General features: G+C 48.5%; 14 protein-coding genes and 1 pseudogene. 7 read left to right on the plus strand and 8 right to left on the minus strand.

Annotated elements, in window-relative coordinates; genetic code table 11:
* Positions 1-46: 46 nt before the first annotated feature.
* Both uvrA and BLU97_RS10015 read right to left on the minus strand, forming a co-directional pair.
* Complete coding sequence (uvrA, locus tag BLU97_RS10010) at positions 47-2,887, minus strand: excinuclease ABC subunit UvrA (protein ID WP_074761418.1); 2,841 nt, start codon at positions 2,885-2,887, stop codon at positions 47-49.
* A pseudogene (locus tag BLU97_RS10015) lies at positions 2,871-3,167 on the minus strand (gliding motility-associated C-terminal domain-containing protein); the annotation flags it as partial. The pseudogene BLU97_RS10015 and the gene uvrA, both read right to left, overlap by 17 nt.
* 214 nt (positions 3,168-3,381) lie before the next feature.
* On the opposite strand from BLU97_RS10015, the gene BLU97_RS10020 reads away from it, so the two are divergent.
* The 5 genes from BLU97_RS10020 to BLU97_RS10040 are packed head-to-tail and all read left to right on the plus strand — an operon-like array spanning position 3,382 to position 9,435.
* Positions 3,382-4,734 carry a LysM peptidoglycan-binding domain-containing protein gene (locus tag BLU97_RS10020; protein WP_074761420.1) on the plus strand — a complete coding sequence of 451 codons (1,353 nt, stop codon included), beginning with the start codon at positions 3,382-3,384 and terminating at the stop codon, positions 4,732-4,734.
* Between the two features lie 18 nt (positions 4,735-4,752).
* A complete protein-coding gene (locus BLU97_RS10025) occupies positions 4,753-5,562 on the plus strand; it encodes a porin family protein (protein ID WP_074761421.1) in 810 nt (269 codons plus the stop codon).
* A gap of 10 nt (positions 5,563-5,572) precedes the next feature.
* On the plus strand, positions 5,573-7,105 hold the full coding sequence (locus BLU97_RS10030) for a peptide MFS transporter (protein WP_074761422.1): 1,533 nt from the start codon (positions 5,573-5,575) through the stop codon (positions 7,103-7,105).
* Positions 7,106-8,503 carry a Na+/H+ antiporter NhaC family protein gene (locus tag BLU97_RS10035; RefSeq protein WP_028907628.1) on the plus strand — a complete coding sequence of 466 codons (1,398 nt, stop codon included), beginning with the start codon at positions 7,106-7,108 and terminating at the stop codon, positions 8,501-8,503.
* A complete protein-coding gene (locus BLU97_RS10040; protein WP_074761423.1) occupies positions 8,500-9,435 on the plus strand; it encodes an endonuclease/exonuclease/phosphatase family protein in 936 nt (311 codons plus the stop codon). Before BLU97_RS10035 ends, BLU97_RS10040 begins: the two co-directional genes overlap by 4 nt.
* Here the strand turns inward: BLU97_RS10040 and BLU97_RS10045 are convergent.
* The 5 genes from BLU97_RS10045 to yidC form a co-directional block, all read right to left on the minus strand.
* Entirely contained in the window at positions 9,425-10,780 is a 1,356-nt protein-coding gene (locus tag BLU97_RS10045; protein ID WP_074761424.1) for an MFS transporter, read from the minus strand. The two genes, BLU97_RS10040 and BLU97_RS10045, sit on opposite strands and share 11 nt — an antisense overlap.
* Positions 10,756-12,219 (minus strand): DUF1846 domain-containing protein, encoded by a 1,464-nt coding sequence (locus tag BLU97_RS10050; protein ID WP_033149916.1) that lies wholly within the window; start codon positions 12,217-12,219, stop codon positions 10,756-10,758. The genes BLU97_RS10045 and BLU97_RS10050 overlap by 25 nt, the downstream gene beginning before the upstream one ends.
* Before the next feature lie 2 nt (positions 12,220-12,221).
* Positions 12,222-13,844, minus strand: a complete 1,623-nt coding sequence (locus tag BLU97_RS10055) for an MFS transporter (protein WP_013063985.1) — start codon at positions 13,842-13,844, stop codon at positions 12,222-12,224.
* Between the two features lie 105 nt (positions 13,845-13,949).
* Positions 13,950-16,118, minus strand: coding sequence for an alpha/beta fold hydrolase (locus tag BLU97_RS10060; RefSeq protein WP_074761425.1), 2,169 nt, complete (start codon positions 16,116-16,118; stop codon positions 13,950-13,952).
* A gap of 5 nt (positions 16,119-16,123) precedes the next feature.
* Positions 16,124-18,013: a membrane protein insertase YidC gene (gene yidC / locus BLU97_RS10065; RefSeq protein WP_074761426.1), complete on the minus strand. Its 1,890-nt coding sequence runs from the start codon at positions 18,011-18,013 to the stop codon at positions 16,124-16,126.
* Positions 18,014-18,122: 109 nt separating this feature from the next.
* Between yidC and BLU97_RS10070 the strand changes: the two genes are divergently transcribed.
* On the plus strand, positions 18,123-19,301 hold the full coding sequence (locus tag BLU97_RS10070; protein ID WP_074761427.1) for a DUF3078 domain-containing protein: 1,179 nt from the start codon (positions 18,123-18,125) through the stop codon (positions 19,299-19,301).
* On the opposite strand, the gene BLU97_RS10075 is transcribed toward BLU97_RS10070, so the two are convergent.
* Positions 19,298-19,684, minus strand: a complete 387-nt coding sequence (locus tag BLU97_RS10075) for a DUF1573 domain-containing protein (protein ID WP_074761428.1) — start codon at positions 19,682-19,684, stop codon at positions 19,298-19,300. The two genes, BLU97_RS10070 and BLU97_RS10075, sit on opposite strands and share 4 nt — an antisense overlap.
* A gap of 140 nt (positions 19,685-19,824) precedes the next feature.
* On the opposite strand from BLU97_RS10075, the gene aspS reads away from it, so the two are divergent.
* Complete coding sequence (gene aspS, locus BLU97_RS10080; protein WP_074761429.1) at positions 19,825-21,585, plus strand: aspartate--tRNA ligase; 1,761 nt, start codon at positions 19,825-19,827, stop codon at positions 21,583-21,585.
* Positions 21,586-21,593 lie beyond the last annotated feature (8 nt).

The raw sequence follows: 21,593 nt of genomic DNA on the forward strand, positions 1-21,593 counted from the left end.
GGTTAGTGTTAGGGTAGAGGTGGAGTTGCCTTCCACTTTACAATTCTTATTTGCCTAATATCTCCTTGATAAAGCGGGGGGTGTAGCCTCGCTTACTTTTTGCTACTTGCTGAGGTGTGCCGGCGCAGAGGATCTCGCCACCGCCGCGACCGCCTTCGGGCCCAATATCGATAATCCAGTCGGCCTGACGGATCACATCGAGATTGTGCTCGATGATAATCACTGTGTTACCACGATCAACCAACTGCTGCAACACCTGCATTAGAATGCGGATATCCTCGAAGTGCAGACCGGTTGTAGGTTCGTCGAGAATATACATGGTTTTACCTGTATCGCGCTTTGAGAGTTCGGTAGCGAGTTTGATGCGCTGACTCTCACCACCAGAAAGGGTGGTAGATGGCTGACCTAACTTGATGTAGCCTAAACCTACATCCTGAATACTCTTGATTTTACGTAGGATGTCGGGCACGTTCTCAAAGAACTCTACGGCCTGATTGATAGTCATATCGAGTACATCAGCAATCGATTTACCTTTGTAACGCACCTCGAGGGTTTCGCGGTTATAACGTTTGCCATGACAATCCTCGCAAGGCACCTGGATATCGGGCAGGAAATTCATCTCGATGGTCTTATAGCCATTACCGCCGCAAGTTTCGCAACGACCACCCTTGACGTTGAATGAGAAACGGCCAGGTTTGTAACCACGAATCTTAGCCTCGGGCAGGTTCACAAACAGTGAGCGGATATCGGAGAAGACACCTGTATATGTAGCTGGGTTAGAGCGTGGTGTGCGACCGATAGGACTCTGATCCACACTCACCACTTTGTCTATCAGGTCGAGGCCCTCGATGCTCTCGTAGGGCATAGGGCGTTTGAGCGAGCGATAGAAATGGTGTGACAGGATAGGCTGCAACGTCTCGTTGATGAGGGTACTCTTACCTGATCCGCTCACACCGGTTACCACGATGAGCTTACCCAATGGGAATTCGGCATTGATATGCTTGAGGTTGTTACCTGTACAACCACGCAGTACCAGACTCTGACCAGAACCCTTTCTCGGGGTGAGAGGTGCAACGTGAGTGGTGAGCGATTTGTTGAGGTATTGCGCTGTAAGGGTATTGGTCTTTAACAGCTCAGCAGGAGTCCCTTGGAACACTACCTCGCCACCTTTACGACCGGCACGGGGACCGATATCCACGATGTAATCGGCACTGCGCATCATATCCTCGTCGTGTTCTACTACAATCACAGTATTACCGATATCGCGTAGTTCCTTGAGCGAGTTGATGAGTCGCTCGTTGTCGCGCTGGTGCAATCCGATAGATGGCTCGTCGAGAATATAAAGCACATTAACGAGTTGCGAACCAATCTGTGTGGCCAGTCGGATGCGCTGACTCTCACCACCCGACAGGGTTGCCGACTGGCGGTTGAGCGACAGATAGTCGAGACCTACATCGAGCAGGAAATCCAAACGGGTTTTAATCTCCTTCAGAATCTCCTTGGCGATGGTATATTCTTGTTTTGATAAATTATTTCCGATTTCCAGCTCGTCGATCCACTTACGCAAATCAATCAGGTCCATATTGGCCAGTTCGGCGATATTGCGACCACCGAACGTGTAGGAGAGGGCCTCGCGATTGAGTCGCTGACCGTGACATTCAGGACAGGTGATTTCGGCCAGGAACTGGTCGGCCCATTTCTGTCCGGCTGATGAATCGTCGTTCTCCATCACGCCACGCAGGTATTTGATGATGCCATCGAACGACACAAAGTAATCGCTCGATGTGCGTACCAGGTCCTTATCGATACGTACATCCTCGAGCGAACCATAGAGTAGTTCGGTCATCGCATCGTCGGGGATGTCGGCGATAGGGGTATTTAAATCACACTCGAACTTCTTCAGAATAGCCTCTACCTGCCAGAATATCATCTGGTTCTTGTATTTGCCAAGAGGTACGATACCGCCCTCGCGGATGGTGGCCTGCTTGTTAGGAATCACCTTGTCGAGGTCGATCTCGTTGATAACGCCCAAACCCTTACAATGCGGACAGGCGCCTTGGGGCGAGTTGAACGAGAAGTTGTTTGGAGCAGGATCGCTATAGCTGATGCCCGTGGTGGGACACATCAAACGTTTTGAGAAATGCTTCACGGAGTCCGTGTCCTGATCAAGAATCATAATCAGTCCATCGCCCTGTTTCATAGCCAGGGAAATTGACTTCTGCAGGCGCTCCACATCTGGTGTGTCGGGCACTTTAAGTTTATCAACCACTACCTCGATATCGTGATTCTTGTAGCGATCTACCTTCATGCCCTGTACGATGTCGAGCATCTGACCATCCACACGGATATGCAGATAGCCTTTGCGGCGCATACTCTCAAACAGTTCGCGATAATGACCTTTACGACTACGAACGAGTGGTGCCAGGATGTAGATTTTATGACCGGCATAGTCGTGCGTAATCATATCCAGCACACGCTCTTCGGTGTAGCGTACCATCTCCTCGCCTGTAGCAAAGCTGTAAGCACGACCGGCTCGGGCAAAGAGCAGACGCAGATAGTCGTAAATTTCGGTGGTAGTACCAACAGTTGAACGTGGGTTTTTGTTGGTGGTTTTCTGCTCGATGCTGATAACTGGCGACAAACCTGTAATCTTATCCACATCGGGGCGCTCCATACCACCCAGGAAGTTGCGGGCGTAGGCCGAGAATGTTTCGATATAGCGGCGCTGGCCTTCAGCAAAAATGGTGTCGAAGGCTAACGACGATTTGCCGCTGCCACTCAATCCCGTAATCACCGTGAGCGAGTTACGGGGAATCTCTACATCAATATTCTTTAAGTTGTGTACGCGAGCACCGTACACATTTATCTTTTCATCTTCTCTGTTCATCTCCTCTTAGTAAGTTTACGTCTTTGCGTATGTTGTATATCACATCATCGGTGCCACGGGCTTTTACCAGCACAAAGTAAACACCGGGTTTCACATCGTTTCCATGATATTTGCCATCCCATCCCTCGGCAGGATCGGTCCACTCGTAGAGTTTCTGTCCCCACCTATTAAATATGTACGCGCGAAACTCGGACAAGTTCCGGTACTCCTTGGGCTTGTAAATATCGTTATGCCCATCGCCGTTGGGGGTAAAGGTATTGGGCATAATGAGCTTGCTTTCGACGCCTGTATTGGTAGTCGAGTCGATGGCAGCCGAATCGGTCTGTGCGCTGACCGAAAGCGATGCAAACAAGGCTAAAACGGTAGGAATTATCTGTCGAAATATCATTTTTTACTCATTTAAAGTGCAAAGATACTAAAAAATTGATAATTGGCAATTGATATTTGATAATTATTTAGTACTTTTGTACGCGAAATGACTAAATTTTGAAAATATGACGCGAGTTTTAAGATATTTTTTGTTCTTAGCTGCCCTCTGTTTGACAGTTGGTGTGGCCTCGGCTCAAGAGGGTGAACAGATACGCGGATTGCATAAGGTGAAGAAGAAGGAAACCATCTTCGGCATATCGCGTATGTATGATCTCACCATCGAACAGCTGATGAAGGCTAATCCTGAGATGAGCGAGCCTGGCTACGAACTGAAGAAAGGCGACGTGCTGAAGATTCCGTTTGCTACCCTGCAGGTAGCTGACCCCGTGGCCAAAGAACCCGATATGGATGCTACCGATGATGTTCGTAAGCGTGCCATCCGACTGGGTGTGATGCTGCCACTGCACAATGTGAATGGCGATGGCAAGCGCATGCTAGAGTACTACCGTGGTGTGCTGATGGCTTGCGACAGCTTGAAGCAGCGTGGCGTTTCGGTTGATATCCATGCCTGGAATGCAGCTGAGGACGGCAATATCAACGAGATTCTGAACGATGAGGCTGCTGCCAAGTGCGACCTGATTATCGGTCCGCTCTACTCTAAGCAGATGGCTGCCCTGTCGGCTTTCGTCGAGAAACATAAGATTAAACTGCTGATTCCATTCTCTATCAATGCGCCCCAGTTGGCCGATAATAAGTACATCTATCAGGTGTACCAGAGTCATATTACCCAGAACTCGGCCACTATCGAGCATTTTGTGAAGGGATTCAAGAACTACCATACGGTGATTATCGACTGTAACGACTCTACCAGTAATAAGGGTGAGTTTACCACAGCCCTGCGCCGCCAGTTGGAGCAGCAGAAGATGACATGTAACATTACCAACCTGAAATCAGGCGAGAGCGATTTCTCAAAGGCATTCAGTCGTACCAAGCCTAATGTGGTAATACTGAATACCGGTCGTTCGCCTGAGCTGGGTGTTGCTTTCTCTAAACTGAACGGCTTGAAGGTTACCGATCCTGATCTGGCTATTACGATGTTCGGTTATACCGAGTGGTTGATGTACACCCGTACACATTTGGAGAACTTCTACAAGTTTAATACCTATATTCCGTCGGTGTTCTACTATAATCCGCTGTCGGCATCAACCAAGCGTCTGCAGCAGAAGTTCCGTTGGAATTTCCATACCGATATGCAGAATAATCTGCCACGTTTTGCACTTACCGGTTTCGACCATGCCTACTTCTTCCTGATGGGCTTGCACCGCGAGGGACGTAAGTTCTTGGGCGCAGAGAGTAATCCCGACTATGTGCAGACACCGTTGCAGTTTGAGCGTTATGGCAATGGCGGATTGCGTAACCATACACAATTGTTTGTTCACTACACCCGCGATAGCCGCGTGGAAACGATTAAGTTCTAAAGAATGAGGGATGTAAGGATGATAAAGCGTATATTTGTAATTTTTTCATTTTTCCATTTTTTCATTGCAGCGGCTGTTGCTCAGGTAGGCGACTATCGTAACGACTTGGCTGTTGGTGTGAACGGCGGTTATGTGATGAGTAATGTGTCGTTTGTGTCGAAGGTACCACAGTCGATGTTAGGTGGCATTACCGGTGGTATCACGGCCCGTTACACATGTGAGAAATATTTCAGCAGTATCTGTGCCGTAACGGCTGAGCTGAACTTTGCGCAGATAGGTTGGCAGGAAAAGATATGGGATATGAACGATCAGCCCGTGCCCCTGCATACCGATCCTACGCAGAATCTGGAGTATAAACGTAAGATGACTTACGTGCAGATACCACTGCTGGCCCGACTGGGCTGGGGCCGTGAGCGCAATGGTGTGCAGGCCTTTATCCATCTGGGTCCTCAGATCGGCTTCTATCTGAACGATAAGGTAGAGAGTAATTTTGATGTACGTGATCCTGCCTTTAATCCTGCTATCGAAAATGGTACATTTGGTCCCGACTACCTGTATGGCGATTTGCGTGCCTCGCATGTGGTGGCACAGGATACCATGGCCGTCGAGAATAAGTTTGATTATGGTATTGCGGTAGGTGCAGGACTTGAGTTCAGCAATCGCCACTTTGGTCATTTCATGATAGAAGGCCGCTACTACTACGGATTAGGTAACATATATGGCAACACAAAACGCGACTATTTTTCGCGATCTAACTTCGGTAACATCGTGATTAAGTGTACTTATCTGTTTGACATCATCAGAACAAAGAATTCTAAAATCAAATAAATAATTAATTATGTTCGAAAATCAACCCAAAGGTTTATTTGCGTTGGCCCTGGCCAACACAGGCGAGCGCTTCGGTTATTATACCATGCTTGCCGTGTTTGCTCTTTTCTTGAGAGCTAATTACGGATTGTCGCCAGCTATGGCAGGTACAATCTACAGTTCGTTCCTTATGCTGGTTTACTTCCTGCCCCTGATTGGTGGTATCCTGGCTGATAAGTTCGGTTTCGGAAAGATGGTTACCACAGGTATCATCATTATGTTTGCCGGCTATCTGTTGCTGTCGGTGCCCCTTGGTGGCGATACCGTAGCGCTGGTAGTGATGCTGGCTGCCCTGTTGCTGATTGGTTTTGGTACCGGTTTGTTCAAGGGTAACCTGCAGGTAATGGTGGGTGACTTGTATAACGATCCGCAGTATAAGGATAAGCGCGATGCCGGTTTCTCTATCTTCTACATGGCTATCAACATCGGTGCCCTGTTTGCACCTACTGCTGCCATCCGTATCAAGGAGTATGCCGAGACCGTGCTTGGTTATTCATCTAACGATGCTTACCACTTCTCGTTTGCTGTGGCATGTGCATCGCTGGTACTCTCGATTGCCATCTATTACATGTTCCGTTCAACCTTCCGTCATACTGAGGGTGGAACTAAGAAGGCTGCTAAGGCTGATGCTGCAAGCACCGAGCCTGAGCTCACCAAGGAGGAAACCAAGCAGCGTATTGTGGCTCTTTGCCTGGTATTTGCTGTGGTAATCTTCTTCTGGATGGCCTTCCACCAGAACGGTTTGTCGCTCACATACTTTGCCGATGAGTTTACTGCTCAGAGTGCTCAGGGCCTGCAGGCCATGTGCTTCGACGTATGGAACCTGGTAGCCATCGTATTCATTGTGTATGCTTCGTTCTCACTGTTCCAGTCGAAGACTCCAAAAGCAAAGGGTATCTCACTGGGTGTGATTGTGTTGGCACTGGCTTTCCTGTTTATTCAGTATGATGCTGAGGGTACAGTAACAGTTTCGGCTCCTATCTTCCAGCAGTTCAACCCCTTCTATGTAGTAGCCCTCACACCAGTTTCGATGGCTATCTTCGGTTCGCTGGCAGCTAAAGGCAAGGAGCCATCTGCTCCCCGTAAGATTGCCTATGGTATGATTGTGGCTGCTATCGCTTATGCACTGATGGCCTTCTCATCATTTGGCTTGCCAATGCCTCAGACCGAGGTTGGTGCTGATGGTAACCCTGTTGCTGTTCATGTAGCTGATGTTACACCAAACCTGCTGATTATGGTTTATCTGGTGCTGACATTCGGTGAGCTGCTGCTCAGCCCAATGGGTATCTCATTTGTATCAAAGGTTGCACCTCCAAAGTACAAGGGTATGATGATGGGTGGCTGGTTTGTTGCTACTGCCATCGGTAATCAGCTTGTTGTAGTAGGTGGATTGCTGTGGGGTGCAGTACCCCTCTGGATCTGCTGGAGTGTGTTCCTGGGCGTTTGCTTGGTAGCTGCAGTATTCATGTTCGCTATGATGAAGCGTCTCGAAAAAGTTTGCTAAATGATTTCATTTATCCCATTCATAGTACTGATAGTACTCATTACATGTTGCGTTGCCGTTTTTGGCAACGCAACTTTAGATGGTGCCAGTCAGGTGTCGTTGTTGGCGGCATCGGCAGTTAGTGTGTTAATAGGCCATTTCTCCAAACGACTGGAATGGGAGAATCTGGAAAAAGAGATAACGGATAAGATAGCCAGTTGTACACCAGCTATCATTATCCTTTTGTTGATCGGTGCCATCGGTGGAACCTGGATGGTATCGGGCATTGTGCCTACGATGATCTATTACGGCATGCAGATTATCCGCCCCGAGGTGTTCTTGGTGAGCAGTAGTGTGCTGTGTGCATTGGTGAGTTTGATGATTGGTTCGTCGTGGACTACCGTTGCTACCATCGGTGTAGCGCTGATGGGTATCGGTAAGGCACATGGTTTTGATGATGGCTGGATTGCCGGTTCTATCATCACAGGTGCTTATTTTGGTGATAAGTTGTCGCCATTGAGCGATACTACTGTGTTGGCTTCGAGTGTATCGGGTACGCCGTTGTTTACGCATATCCGTTATATGCTTTATACCACGGTGCCTTCGTTCTTGGTATCGCTTTCTATCTTCCTGATTGCAGGACTGATGATGAACGTATCGGGGCATGGCAATGTACAGGAGTTTATGGACGGCTTGCAGCATACGTTTGTGATTTCGCCTTGGCTGCTGATTGTACCTGTACTGACGGGTGTGATGATTGCGCGTCGTTGGCCGTCGATGGTGGTACTGTTCTTGGCCATCCTGTTGGCAGCTGTGGTAGGCTTATTGGTACAGCCCGACCTGATCCGACAGATTTCGGGTCACGATGGTTTCCTGTCATCTTACAAAGGTATGATGCAGGTATGTTACGGCAGTACGAATATTGAGACGGGTGTGCCGATGCTGAACGATCTGGTGCAGACCAGTGGTATGGGGGGCATGATGCCGACCATCTGGCTGATTATCTGTGCACAGACTTTCGGTGGTGCGCTGACAGCAACCGGACAGCTGGCCGACCTGATGAAGGTGGTGCTGCGCTGGGTGCGTGGTACAGCTTCGTTGGTAGCTTCGACGGTTGGCACCTCGCTGTTCTGCAATATCGCGATGGCCGATCAGTACCTGTCGATTATGCTGGCCAGTTCGATGTTTAAGGATGTATATAGGAAAGGTGGCTACGAGGCCCGTTTGCTGAGTCGCAGTTGCGAGGATGGTGCAACGGTAACCTCGGTACTGGTGCCTTGGAACACTTGCGGACTTACCCAGAGCACTGTGCTTGGTGTGGCTACGCTCACTTATCTGCCTTATTGTTTCTTTAATATCCTGTCGCCTATCACGAGTATACTTGTGGCAGGTCTTGGCTGGAAAATCAAGCGTAAATGATACTCAGTCTGCTGTTATCGGGCTTCTTGACATTTGTAGAGTTGAACTGCGAAAACTTGTTCGACTATACTCACGATGCTGGTAAGCAGGATACTGAATTTCTTCCAGAATCAGACAGACATTGGACGTCGAAACGTTATTGGCATAAACTGAATATGGTGGCTCAGGAATTGCTTTCGTGTTCGGATGAAGGTAATGGTATCCCTGATTTAGTGGCACTATGTGAGGTTGAGAACGATTCGGTGATGCGTGATTTCACGCGTCGCTCGCTGTTGCGTAATGCCGGCTATCAGTATCTGATGACTTCTTCGCCCGATGAGCGCGGCATTGATGTGGCGCTACTTTATGCGCCAGCTTCGTTTGCACCCATCCGTAGTTATGCTATTCGTGTGAATCCTGTCGAGGGCATGCGTGTTACACGAGATATACTGTATGCCTGTGGCGAAACTGTTTCGGGTGATACACTCCATGTATTTGTGGTGCATCAGCCCAGTAAGTTTGGTGGCGAGAAACATAGTCGCCCATTCAGACTGGCTGTGGCAGATCGACTTTGCCAATCGATAGATTCTATCCGTGCCATCTCTCCTGATGCCAAATTGATGGTTGCGGGCGACTTTAATGATGATGCCCTTAGTCCGAGTTTGTTACAGTACGAGCAACATGGTTTGGTGAACCTGACCAAACATGCCAAGGGTGCCAATGGTGTTCGTGGCACCTATCGTTACAAAGGCGAGTGGGAGAGTATCGATCATATATTAGGCAGTTCCTCTATTAATAATAAGGTGGATACTGTTTTTATTCACGCACCGAAGTTCTTATTAGAAGAGGATGCCAGATATGGCAGGTATCGACCACGAAGAACGTATATCGGTCCTCGTTACCAGGGTGGTTTCAGCGACCACCTGCCATTAGTTGTACGACTTATTTTTTAATATTCGGCAGTTGCAACCCGTAGTTCTTTTTCTTGTCGATTACCAGTATGGCAATCGCTGTTACAGCTGCGCCTAATGCCGTAAATCCAAAAATCAGCATCGAGGTAGTGTAGGTAGGATCAGTTTCATTAGCTCGTCCTACACACATGGGAATCACAGCACGTCCGAAGTTCTGGATAAAGAAAATCATGGAGTAAGCGGTGCCTAAACACTTTAGTGGGATAATCTTTGGTACGCAAGGCCATAAGGCGGCAGGTGCCAACGAGTAGCCAATGCTGAGTGTGACCATCAAGGCGATGGCAATGGTGCTGCTGTGCATAGGCAGTGAGAAACCAAAATGAACGGCTGTAAGCATAAGTGCACCTGTAATCACTAAGGTTACGCCTTTGCCATAGCGGTCGTAAATCAGTCCGAATAATGGTGTCATCAGGATGGTACCGAAGGGTGCAATCGATGAGAAAAATCCTGCGATATCGGGATCAACACCATATTTCATCACCATCAGTTTGGTTGAAAACTTGAGGAATGGCGATACGGCCGAATAGAACAGAACGCAGAACAGTGTAATGAGCCAGAAACCGGGATTACGAAGGGTGACGAGGATATCAGAGAAATGGAATTGCTCCTCATACTGAGTGTTATCAGCGCTATCCTCTTTTGTTTGTCCACTATCATCTAACTTGCGGTCCATTACGCAGAATACCAGGAATGCCAGCAAACCGATGATTAAGAATGCCAGCGATATTAATAGTGGCATGGAGAGTGTGTAGTGGCGGGCGATGGGTGCTGAGATACTCAGGGCTGCAGCGGTGCCCAAACGGGCCATGGCCAACTGGATGCCCATGGCCAAGGCTAACTCATGACCAGTGAACCATCGTACCATAGCTTTTGATACGCTGATGCCTGTCATCTCGTAACCTACACCGAATATAGCAAATCCCAAGGATGCCCAAACGGCTGAGGCGGGCAGCTGATAATCGAGAAATGCTATGGGCTCGTTACCGAATTCGGCCGTTACGGCATAATACTTAATGAGTGTGCCTAAGGCCATCAGCGAGCAGGCTAACGTGCCTGTAAAACGGATACCCATCTTATCGAGAATCAATCCCGAGAAGAAGAGCATCAACAGAAAAACATTGATAAAACTGCCTGCGCCTGAAAAGAAACCATAGTCGGATGGTGTCCAACCTAAGCCTCCCTGCTCCTTGGGCAGTTCGAGGAGCGTTTCGAGTGGCGACATAACGTCGTTAACGAAATAGCCCATCATCATGGCGGTTGCCACGATGATGAGCACTGTCCATCTCGCAAAAGGCGAGTTATTTATTTTTTCTTTACTGGGTCGCATGTCAATCCACAACCTAATTTCTTGAAGATCTTGCGGTCAACCTCGCTCAGCATAACCGTGGTGTGTACCTGACAGCCGCGCAGCTTGGGCAACTGCTCCAAGGCTTTGCGACATTTCTCGTCGTCGTTAGAGAGTACGCTCAGGGCTACCAATACTTCGTCGGTATGCAGGCGGGGGTTCTTACCACCTAAGTATTCAATCTTGGTTTTCTGTACGGGTTCAATCAGACTCTGTGGTATCAGCTTCTCCTCGTGATTTATTTCTGCCAGATGTTTCATGGCATTGATAAGCAGAGCGGCACTGCAACCTAACAGTGGCGATGACTTGGCGGTGATGATAGTACCATCCTCAAGCTCGATAGCAGCAGCCTGCAGACCTGTCTCGATCTTCTTCTCGTAGGCAGCTGTGGTAACCGGACGGAAGGCGGTAGTAATCTTGGCCTGATTAAAGAGCATACGTATCTTGTTTACCTCGCTCTCGTTATCAGCACCGTCGGCCATCTTGTTGGTAGCATCGTAGAAACGGCGGATGATCTCATCCTTCGAAGCCTTGCAGCAAATCTCATCGTCGCTGATGCAGAAACCAATCATGTTCACACCCATATCGGTGGGCGACTTGTAAGGATTCTCACCGTAGATGCCCTCGAAGAGTGCATTGAGTACGGGGAAGATTTCGATGTCGCGATTGTAGTTCACGGCAGTCTTGTTGTATGCCTCCAGGTGGAAGGGGTCGATCATGTTCACATCGTTCAGGTCGGCAGTTGCAGCCTCGTAGGCGATGTTTACAGGATGCTTCAAAGGCAGGTTCCATACGGGGAAGGTCTCGAACTTAGCATATCCGGCACGGATGCCACGCTTGTTCTCGTTGTAGAGCTGACTCAGACAGGTAGCCATCTTACCGCTACCTGGACCAGGAGCTGTTACGATAACGAGTGGACGTGAGGTTTCTACGTAATCGTTCTTTCCAAAGCCCTCGTCGCTGGCAATCAGCTCCACGTTGTGAGGGTAACCGTCGATGGGGTAGTGGATATATGATTTGATACCCTCGCGCTCCAGACGATGACGGAACTGATCGGCAGCATGCTGACCGTTGTAGTGGGTAATAACCACACTGCCCACCATGAAGTTGCGGCCCATGAACTCATCGCGCAAGCGCAGTACATCCTCGTCGTAGGTAATGCCGAGGTCGGCACGTACTTTGTTCTTCTCGATGTCCTCGGCGCTAACCACGATGACAATCTCGATGCTGTCGCGCAGCTGGCCCAGCATGCGCAGTTTACTGTCGGGTTTGAAACCTGGCAGTACACGCGATGCATGGTGATCGTCGAACAGTTTGCCACCTAACTCCATGTAGAGCTTGCCATCGAACTGAGCGATGCGCTCCTTGATGTGCTCAGACTGAATCTTGAGATATTTGTCGTTATCGAAACCTATTTTCATAATTATTCTGTGATGTTTGGAAGTTCAAGACCAATACCTTTCTTCTTATCTACCACCTTGAGTACGAAGCCCAGGATGAGTGCTGCTACACCAAGTGAGGCCAGCATAACCAGAGGTGCAGTGTAATCGAACTGTGTTGGATCGGTTACGCCAGGGTTTGTCTGGTCGAGTACCTTACCAATCAGCAGTGGGAACAACCACAAACCGATGTTCTGAATCCAGAAAATCAGAGCGTAGGCCGAACCGATTACCTTTGCATCAACCAACTTGGGTACTGAAGGCCAGAGGCTTGCAGGTACCAGTGAGAACGAAGCACCCAGCACCAGAATAGTGGTGTAAGCGATGATGATACCACCTACAGCATTGCCCTTGAACATAGGCAGAACGAAGGCGAAGGTGAGGTGACAGGCAATCAGCAGGATAGAACCTAATACCAGCATGGTGGCTGCCTTTCCGTGGTGGTCGAGATAGCTACCAAGGATAGGTGTGATGAGCACTGCCAGCAGTGGGAATACGGCAAAGATACTCTCGGCTGACTGACGCATGAAGCCCATATAGCAGTAAGTGATAAGTGCTAAGATTGAGAGAGCCAGCAGACCGTACTTCAGGTTGGCCTTCTTCTGGAAGTTTGAGGCGAAACCTGCAGCAGCCACAATCAGCATGATGATGTACTGAACGATGGTAACATCGGGCTGAGCCCAGAATGAGTTAGCATCGGGGGCTGTAAGAGTCAGGTTACACTGCAGCATGTTTACAGCATACTTCTGGAAGGGGAAGATGGCTGAGTAGTAAAGCACGCAAAGCAGAGCTACAATCCAGAAACCAGCATCGGTAAGAATCTTACCCAGGTCGCTGATCTTAAATGGATCGTCTTTCTCCTCAGCTTCGCCAGTCTGTGCATCCAGCTTCTGGTCCATGAAGAAATATACGATGGTCATGATGAGAGCGATACACATCAGTACAACACCGAAGGCTACTGAACGGCTTACTGAAACCTCACCACCAAGACGGGCAAAGAAAGGCGAGAAAATCATACAGGTAGCAACACCCAGACGGGCGAGTGCCATCTCTGAACCCATAGCCAAAGCCATCTCACGACCCTTGAACCATTTTACAATACCACGACTTACGGTGATACCAGCCATCTCACAGCCACAACCAAATATCATGAAGCCGCAGGCTGCAAACTTAGCCGAAGCAGGCATGCCGGCATAGAATGGCGATACACCCAGCTCGTCGAATACGGGGATATAATTAAGATGGTTGTTAAACCAAGTCTCGAGTCCGGTTCCCATGAAGCTCTCGCTTACGGCATACCACTTTACGCAGGCACCAACCACCATTACAGCAGCAGAAAGCACAGCGGTGAAACGAACGCCCATCTTGTCGAGGATGATACCTGCGAAGATGAGGAAGAACACGAATACGTTAAGGAATACCTCCGAGCCCTGCATGGTACCGAATGCGGTAGAGTCCCAACCACGGGTCTCCTGCATCAGGTCCTTGATAGGTGAGAGGATGTCCATAAAGATGTAGGCACAGAACATGGCCAGTGCCAGCAGTAAAAGCGCAGTCCAGCGCATACCAGCGCTGTCGCGAAGGGTCTTTTGAATTGCTTGAGTCATTATTTTGTTTATATTTAATTACTTTTCGTATTTATTCCCACCTTGGGAACATATTATTCCCACACTGGGAATGAATTGTTCCCAAGGTGGGAATATATTGCTTGCTTATTTCAACCAGCGGTCCAACCAGTTAAAGAAGGTGCGCTGCCACAGTACACCGTTCTGTGGTTTCAGTACCCAGTGGTTCTCATCGGGGAAGATGAGCAGCTCGGCTGGAATACCCTTCATGCGTGCTGCATTAAAGGCCGACATACCCTGAGTGGCGTTGATACGGTAGTCCATCTCGCCGTGAATCACAAGGATAGGTGTATCCCACTTGTCAACAAACTGATGAGGTGAGTTCTTGTAAGTCTTGTCGGCATTTGCGGTACGATCCTTATTCCAGTAGGCATCATCGTACTCGAAGTTAGAGAACCAGTTCTCCTCGGTCTCAGTGTACATGGCCTCCAGGTTAAAGGCACCATCGTGAGAGATGAAGGCCTTGAAACGCTTATCGTGATGACCTGCCAGATAGTAAACCGAGAATCCACCGAACGATGCACCTACGGCACCCAGTTTATCCTTATCTACGTATGGCAGATTGTTGGCTGCGTCGTCGATAGCTGCCAGATAGTCCTTCATGCACTGACCAGTCCAGTCGCCAGAGATCTCCTCGAGCCACTCCTGACCGAATCCGGGCAGACCGCGACGGTTGGGTGCTACCACTACATAACCCTGTGATGCCATAATCATAAAGTTCCAACGGTAGCTCCAGAACTGTGATACAGGACTCTGAGGACCGCCCTCGCAGAACAGCAGGGTGGGGTACTTCTTATTCTCGTCGAAGTTTGGTGGCAGAATTACCCAAACCAGCATCTGCTTGCCATCGCTGGTCTTTACCCAACGCTGCTGTACGGTTGGCTTAGCCAGCTGATCAAGGATGTGCTTGTTCTCGAAAGTAAGCTGCTTGGTCTGAGTCTTCTCAGGCTTCTTGAAGTTTGGAGTAACAATATACAGATCGGCAGGTGATGTGTAGTTATGACGCTCCATCAGCAGCTGCTTTCCATTGTTCATCAGGTGAATCTGTCCAAAGTCGTCCCAAGTGTTGGTCAACTGCTTCAGTTCTCCCTTCCAGTTTACGGCGTAGAGGTTGATGGTAGCGTGCCAAACACCGATAAAGTAAATCATCGCGTCCTTAGAATCGCTCCAAACAAAGTCCTCAACACTTGAATCAAAGCTCTCGGTTACATATTTCTTCTCACCAGTAGCCAGGTTGTAAACACACAGGCGCAGGCGATCAGCCTCATAACCATCGCGCTCCATCGAAGTCCAGGCAATATACTTGCCATCAGGCGAGAACTTAGGATTCTGATCGTAACCTACGTTATTCTTTAGGTTCTCCTTGGCATTCACACTCTGATACTTCAGGGTCTTGGTAGGATTAACCTTTGGTGCCTTGTAATCGGCAGGTTTGCAAAGGTTTTTGGTCTCGCGCGTACCTATTATAAATAAATAGATATCTGAGTCGGTTGAGATAGAATACTCCAGACCGGTCTTCTTACGACAGGTATAGGCAATCGACTTAGAGTCGGGTGCCCAGTCTAACTGCTCGATACCACCGAATGGCTCCATGGGGCACTCGTAGGGCTCGCCCTCCAGAATGTCGATACCATCCTTGATGCCATCCTCTGTTACATCTGCAACGAAGGGGTGCTGGATACTCTCTACATAGTGGTCCCAGTGACGATACATCAGGTCGGTTACCAAGCGGCCGGTAGCCTTTGGTAGGTCGTCGGGATTCTTCTTGATAATCTCATTGAACTCGAGTGAGTGGAGCAGAATCACCTTCTTGCCATCAGGCGAGAACTTGAAACCCTCGATAGGTTTCGAGGTGTTCGAAATCTGCTTGCGGTCAGAACCGTCGGGGTTCATGGTCCACAACTGTCCACCTGTCAGGAAAGCAATCTTACCGTTGTACCAGGTAGGATCGGTCTCGCTCTTACTACCAGTGGTCAGAGTAGTGTTGCCTGTTCCATCGGCATTGATGATGGCAATCTTCTGCTGACTCTTGTTAGCCTTTACGCTGTAGTAGCCAATCTGATAAACAATCTGCTTACCATCGGCCGAAGCCTCGGCAGCACCTACACGACCCATGGCCCAAAGTGCCTCGGGTGTCATCAGATTGCTGGCAAGCTTGATGTTCTGTTTCCCTATCTTCACGTTTTCTGCTGCTTTAACGGGATTAGCTAAAAGCATCATTCCCAATAGTAAAACTGGAATTCTGAATTTCTTCATAAAGTTTATCTTTTTTGTTGGTTCATACGCTGTTTCTGCAGTTCCTCTGCCTGCTTCTGCATAGCCTCCAGACGGGCTGCCAGACCAGAAGTCTTCTTCTGAGGATTGTTCTTGTTCTCCTTGTACTTAGCCTCCAGGATGGCGAGCAGTTTCTCGTCGTTGGTAGTCTTGCGGAGTGTCCACATGATGGCTGCCGAGAAGAACAATGAGATAAAGTAGTAGAAGTTCAGACCTGATGAGTAATCGTTGAACATGAAGAAGAACATTACTGGCATCAAGTACATCATCCACTGCATCATCTTCATCTGCTCAGCCTGCTGACCAACCATCTGGTCGCGCTGCTGGCGCATGGTCATATAGCTGTAAAGCACGTTGGCTACACAGAACAGGATACAGGTAAGCGACAGGTGATCGCCGATACCCCAGATCTGGGTTCCCCATTCGATGATTGGATCGTAAGTAGAAAGGTCGCTAATCCACAGGAACGACTCGCGACGCAGTTGGATAGCGTTTGGTACGAAGAAGAACATAGCCATCCAGATTGGGAACTGAATCAGCATAGGCAGACAGCCACCCAGAGGTGATACGCCATACTGTGAGTAAAGCTGCATCATGGCCTGCTGTTTCTTCATCTGATCCTCGGGCTTATCGTACTGTTTGGTAGCCTCGTCGAGTTTTGGCTTCAGCACACGCATCTTAGCAGATGACATGTAGCTCTTCTTCACCATTGGGAAGGTGATGACCTTCAGCAACAGGGTGATCAGAATCAGTACGATACCCATTGAGAAGCCCCATGAGGTGAGCCAGTCGAATACGTAGATGGTAAACCAGCGGTTAATCCAGCGTACCAGCCACCAACCCAGATTTACTAACTGCTCCAGGTCGAGGTCCTTACCGAATGCGCTCTGCTGCTCCACGTCCTTAATCAAACGGAAGTCGTTAGGACCGATATACATCTCGAACTCAGTAGCCTTAGCACCTGTCGGGTCGAAGGCTGTCTTCAGTTTGGCGTTAAACTGCTTCAGATAGCCAGAACCTTTCTGCTGGGGAATGCTGGTGAGCAGTGAATTGGCTGCAAACTCATCCTTAGCAATCAGTGCGGCTGAGAAGAACTGGTTCTTGAAAGCCACCCAGTCCAAAGCTTCATCAATATTTTCGTCAATCTTTTCAGATGTCTCGCTCAGATAATCGGTACCGCCATTCTTCTCCTTGTAGGTAACCGAAGTGTAACGGTTCTCGAAGGTAAAGCCCTTCTCCTGCTGACGGGCCATATCGGTCCACTCAATGCTCATCTCCTGATAGTTAGGAGCAAACATACCCTGCAGTCCGTTGGCCTTTACATTAAAGTGCAGCATGTAGTCCTTGCCCAGAACGTAGTTGAATTCGATGCTACCACCATTGCCAGCCTGAGCAGTCATGGTGAGAGTAGAATCGGTAACGTTTGATGGCGTGAAGAACAAATCCTTGGTGATGATGTTCTCCGACTTACCAGCCAGCATAAAGTTCATCTGCTGGGTATTCTCGTCGAAGAGTGTTACACCCATACCATCTTCCAGGTTCTCGAAACCTTTAATCACTGCTTTAGCAAGTGTACCACCTTTTGTGTTGAAGGTCAGCTCAACCTTGTCGTTCTTCAGAACAACGGGCTGGTTCTTACCGTTCAGTGCGGCATAGAACAATGCTGTTGTGTCACCCTGAGCAGCTGCTGCAGCCTGTGCTTTACGTGCTGCCGCTTCAGCCTTCTGCTTCTTGGCGGCATCCTGTTGCATCACTGTAGCAATGCTGTCTTGTTTTCTCGCAGCTTCCATTTCCTCCTGCGAAGGCTGGTTGTACCAGCTGAAGCCGATAAGCACCAGCGCAATGAGGACGAAGCCGATAATAGTGTCTTTATTCATTTCTATTTTGCTTTTTTATTAATGTACGCGTAAATCAAGGTGCAAAATTACGAAAAAAATGCGAAAAGAATGCATTCTATAGCCAAAAAATTGTATCTTTGCACCAGATATGAGAAAAGTTGCATTGTTATTCGCAGCATTTTGGGTGCTTAGCGCCTCTGCTGCTCAACCAAAAGATACATTAGACGGACGCTATTTTCGTTTGTTCGCACCAGTCACTTTCTACCACAATGTGGCAAACAAATCACTTTCAATCCAGCCCGATTCGGCTGGTCAGGACCCTGTGGCTGATGCTATCGACGAAGCCTTGTTGCATATTTATCTGAACCGTCCTGATCTGGTGAATACCACCGAGTCGGAACTCCAGAAAACAGGAAATATTCGTAAGGATGTGGATCAGCCCATTAAGAACCAGGTAAAGCTGGTTGAAAAGGTTGAAAGTCCTGTTATCGATACCCCCGACGATGTGCCTACTACCATTCTGGTTCAGAAGCCTGATTTCTGGACAAAGAAAGGTGATGGCTATCTGCAGTTTATGCAGAACTATGTAAGTGGTAACTGGTATAAGGGTGGTGAAAGTAACTACTCGATGGTGGGTTCGCTGACCTTAGAGGCCAACTACGATAACCGTAACAAATGGAAGTGGGATAATAAGTTGGAGATGAAACTAGGTTTCCTGCGTTCACGTACAGACTCGATTCATAAGTTCAAGTCGAATGAGGACCTGATTCGTCTCACCAGTAAGGTCGGCTTGCAGGCTGCCAAGAATTGGTACTATACCTTGCAGGTTCTGGCTTATAGCCAGTTTACACAGGGTTTGAAGTCAAACGATCGTAATGTCTATTCCGATTTTATGTCGCCATTCAACCTCAACTTCGGTCTTGGTATGGATTACAAACTGGCTACCAAGGATAAGAAATGGTCGGGTACCGTCAACCTGTCGCCATTGGCTATCAACTATCGCTATGTGGATCGCTTGTCGCTGGCCACCGACAATGGTTTGAAGGAAGGTAAGCACTCGTTGGTTGATTTCGGTTCGCAGCTCACTGCTGATGTAAGCTGGAAAATAAACGATGTGATTACATGGAAGTCGCGCCTCTATGCATTCACATCGTATAAGCGTACAGAGATTGAGTGGGAAAACACTTTTGCTCTGCGAGTATCAAAATATATCTCAGCTAACCTGTTCCTCTTCCCTCGCTTCGACGATACAGGTAAGAAGGATGATGACCTGGGCTACCTGCAGTTCAAAGAGTATAGCTCGGTTGGCTTTTCTTACGCCTTTTAATTCTCTGTCATCTCGCCTTCAATATAGAGGCGAGTCATCTCTACCACGCCATTGGTTCGGATAGTGATCGACTTTTTGAAATGGCCGGGGAACTTGCCTGCGCCGTTATAGGTTACTTTAATCGCGCCTTTCTCGCCTGGCTTGATAGGAGCCTTGGTGTACTCGGGTACGGTGCAGCCACAACTGGCCACTGCCTGATTGATAACCAATGGCTGCTCGCCTACGTTGGTATAGGTGAAGGTGTAAGTAACAACAGGACTTTTCTCAGAGAAACTACCGAAATCATGTGTCAGTTTATCGAACTTGATTTCAGCAGGTTTCTGTGCTAATGCGGCTGTTAATCCGCAAACCAGCATCAATGCTATAAATGCAATCTTTTTCATCTTTTTGTCGTTTAAATGATTAAATCAGTGCAAAGTTACTATAAAAATATGAATTAATGACGAAGAATTAAGAAATATGTTTGTCTATTATCAATTTTTTATGTAATTTTGCACCTTAAATGAATAAATAGCAATTAAATATGTACAGAAGTAAGACTTGTGGAGAGCTTAGGCTCCAGGATGCCGGTAGTGTTGTAACACTGGCCGGATGGGTACAGCGAAGTCGTAAGATGGGTGGTATGACCTTCGTTGATCTTCGCGATCGTTATGGCTTGACTCAGCTTGTTTTCAACGAGGCTGACGATGCTGAACTGTGCGAGCGTGCCAACAAACTTGGTCGTGAATTTTGTATTCAGATTAAGGGTGAGGTAAGCGAGCGCCAGAGTAAGAATCCCAAGATGCCAACTGGTGATATTGAGATTCTGGTAAAGGAACTGAACGTGCTGAGCGAGAGTCTCACACCTCCATTTACCATCGAGGACAATACCGACGGTGGTGATGATATCCGTATGAAGTATCGCTATCTTGATCTGCGCCGTGCTGCTGTTCGTAAAAATCTCGAACTGCGTCACCGCATGACCATCCTGATTCGTAACTTCCTCGATGCTCAGAACTTTATCGAGGTAGAGACCCCAATCCTGATTGGTTCTACACCTGAGGGTGCTCGCGACTTCGTGGTTCCTTCACGTATGAACCCAGGTCAGTTCTATGCCCTGCCACAGTCACCACAGACCCTGAAGCAGTTGCTGATGGTATCAGGTTTCGACCGTTACTTCCAGATTGCCAAGTGCTTCCGTGATGAAGACCTGCGCGCCGACCGTCAGCCTGAGTTTACTCAGATCGACTGTGAGATGTCGTTCGTTGATCAGGAGGATGTACTCCAGATTTTCGAGGATCTCGCTCGTCATCTGTTCAAGGAGGTTCGTGGTATCGAACTGCCTGCACTCCAGCGTATGACATGGCACGAGGCTATGCGTCGCTTCGGTAGCGATAAGCCAGATTTGCGTTTCGGCATGGAGTTTGTTGAGCTGATGGATCAGCTCAAGGGTACAGGTACCTTCCCTGTATTCAATGAGGCAACTTATATCGGTGGTATCTGCGTGCCTGGCTGTGCTAACTATTCTCGTAAGCAGCTCGATGAGCTCACCGAGTTTGTAAAGCGCCCTCAGGTAGGTGCAAAGGGTTTGGTTTATGTTAAGTTCAACGAGGATGGTACTGTTAAGTCGTCTATCGATAAGTTCTATACTCCTGAGGTTTGGGCTCAGGTTAAGGAGGCATGTGGTGCCAAGGATGGCGACCTTGTACTGATTCTCAGTGGCGACAATGCCAACAAGACCCGTGTACAGCTTTGCACACTCCGTCTGGAGATGGGCGACCGTCTCGGACTGCGCGATAAGGATAAGTTCGTATGCTTGTGGATTGTCGACTTCCCACTCTTTGAGTGGAGCGATGAGGAGCAGCGCCTGATGGCTACTCACCACCCATTCACGATGCCTAACCCCGACGATATTCCTCTGTTGGATACCGATCCTGCTAAGGTCCGTGCCGTAGCTTACGACTTTGTTTGCAATGGTGTCGAAGTCGGTGGTGGTTCACTGCGTATCCACGATGGCAAGCAGCAGGAAAAGATGTTCCAGATTCTGGGCTTCACTCCCGAGCGTGCTATGGCTCAGTTCGGATTCCTTATCAATGCCTTTAAGTACGGAGCACCTCCTCACGCAGGTCTGGCCTTCGGTCTCGATCGTTTCGTCAGCCTCATGGCTGGCCTCGACAGCATCCGTGATTGTATCGCATTCCCCAAGAATAACAGCGGTCGCGACGTGATGCTCGATGCCCCAGGTGAGTTGGATCAGAAACAACTTGACGAACTGAACCTGATGGTTGACCTACATCAAGAATAATTTACATT

This window comes from Xylanibacter ruminicola (assembly GCF_900107775.1).
Classification (GTDB): domain Bacteria; phylum Bacteroidota; class Bacteroidia; order Bacteroidales; family Bacteroidaceae; genus Prevotella; species Prevotella ruminicola_C.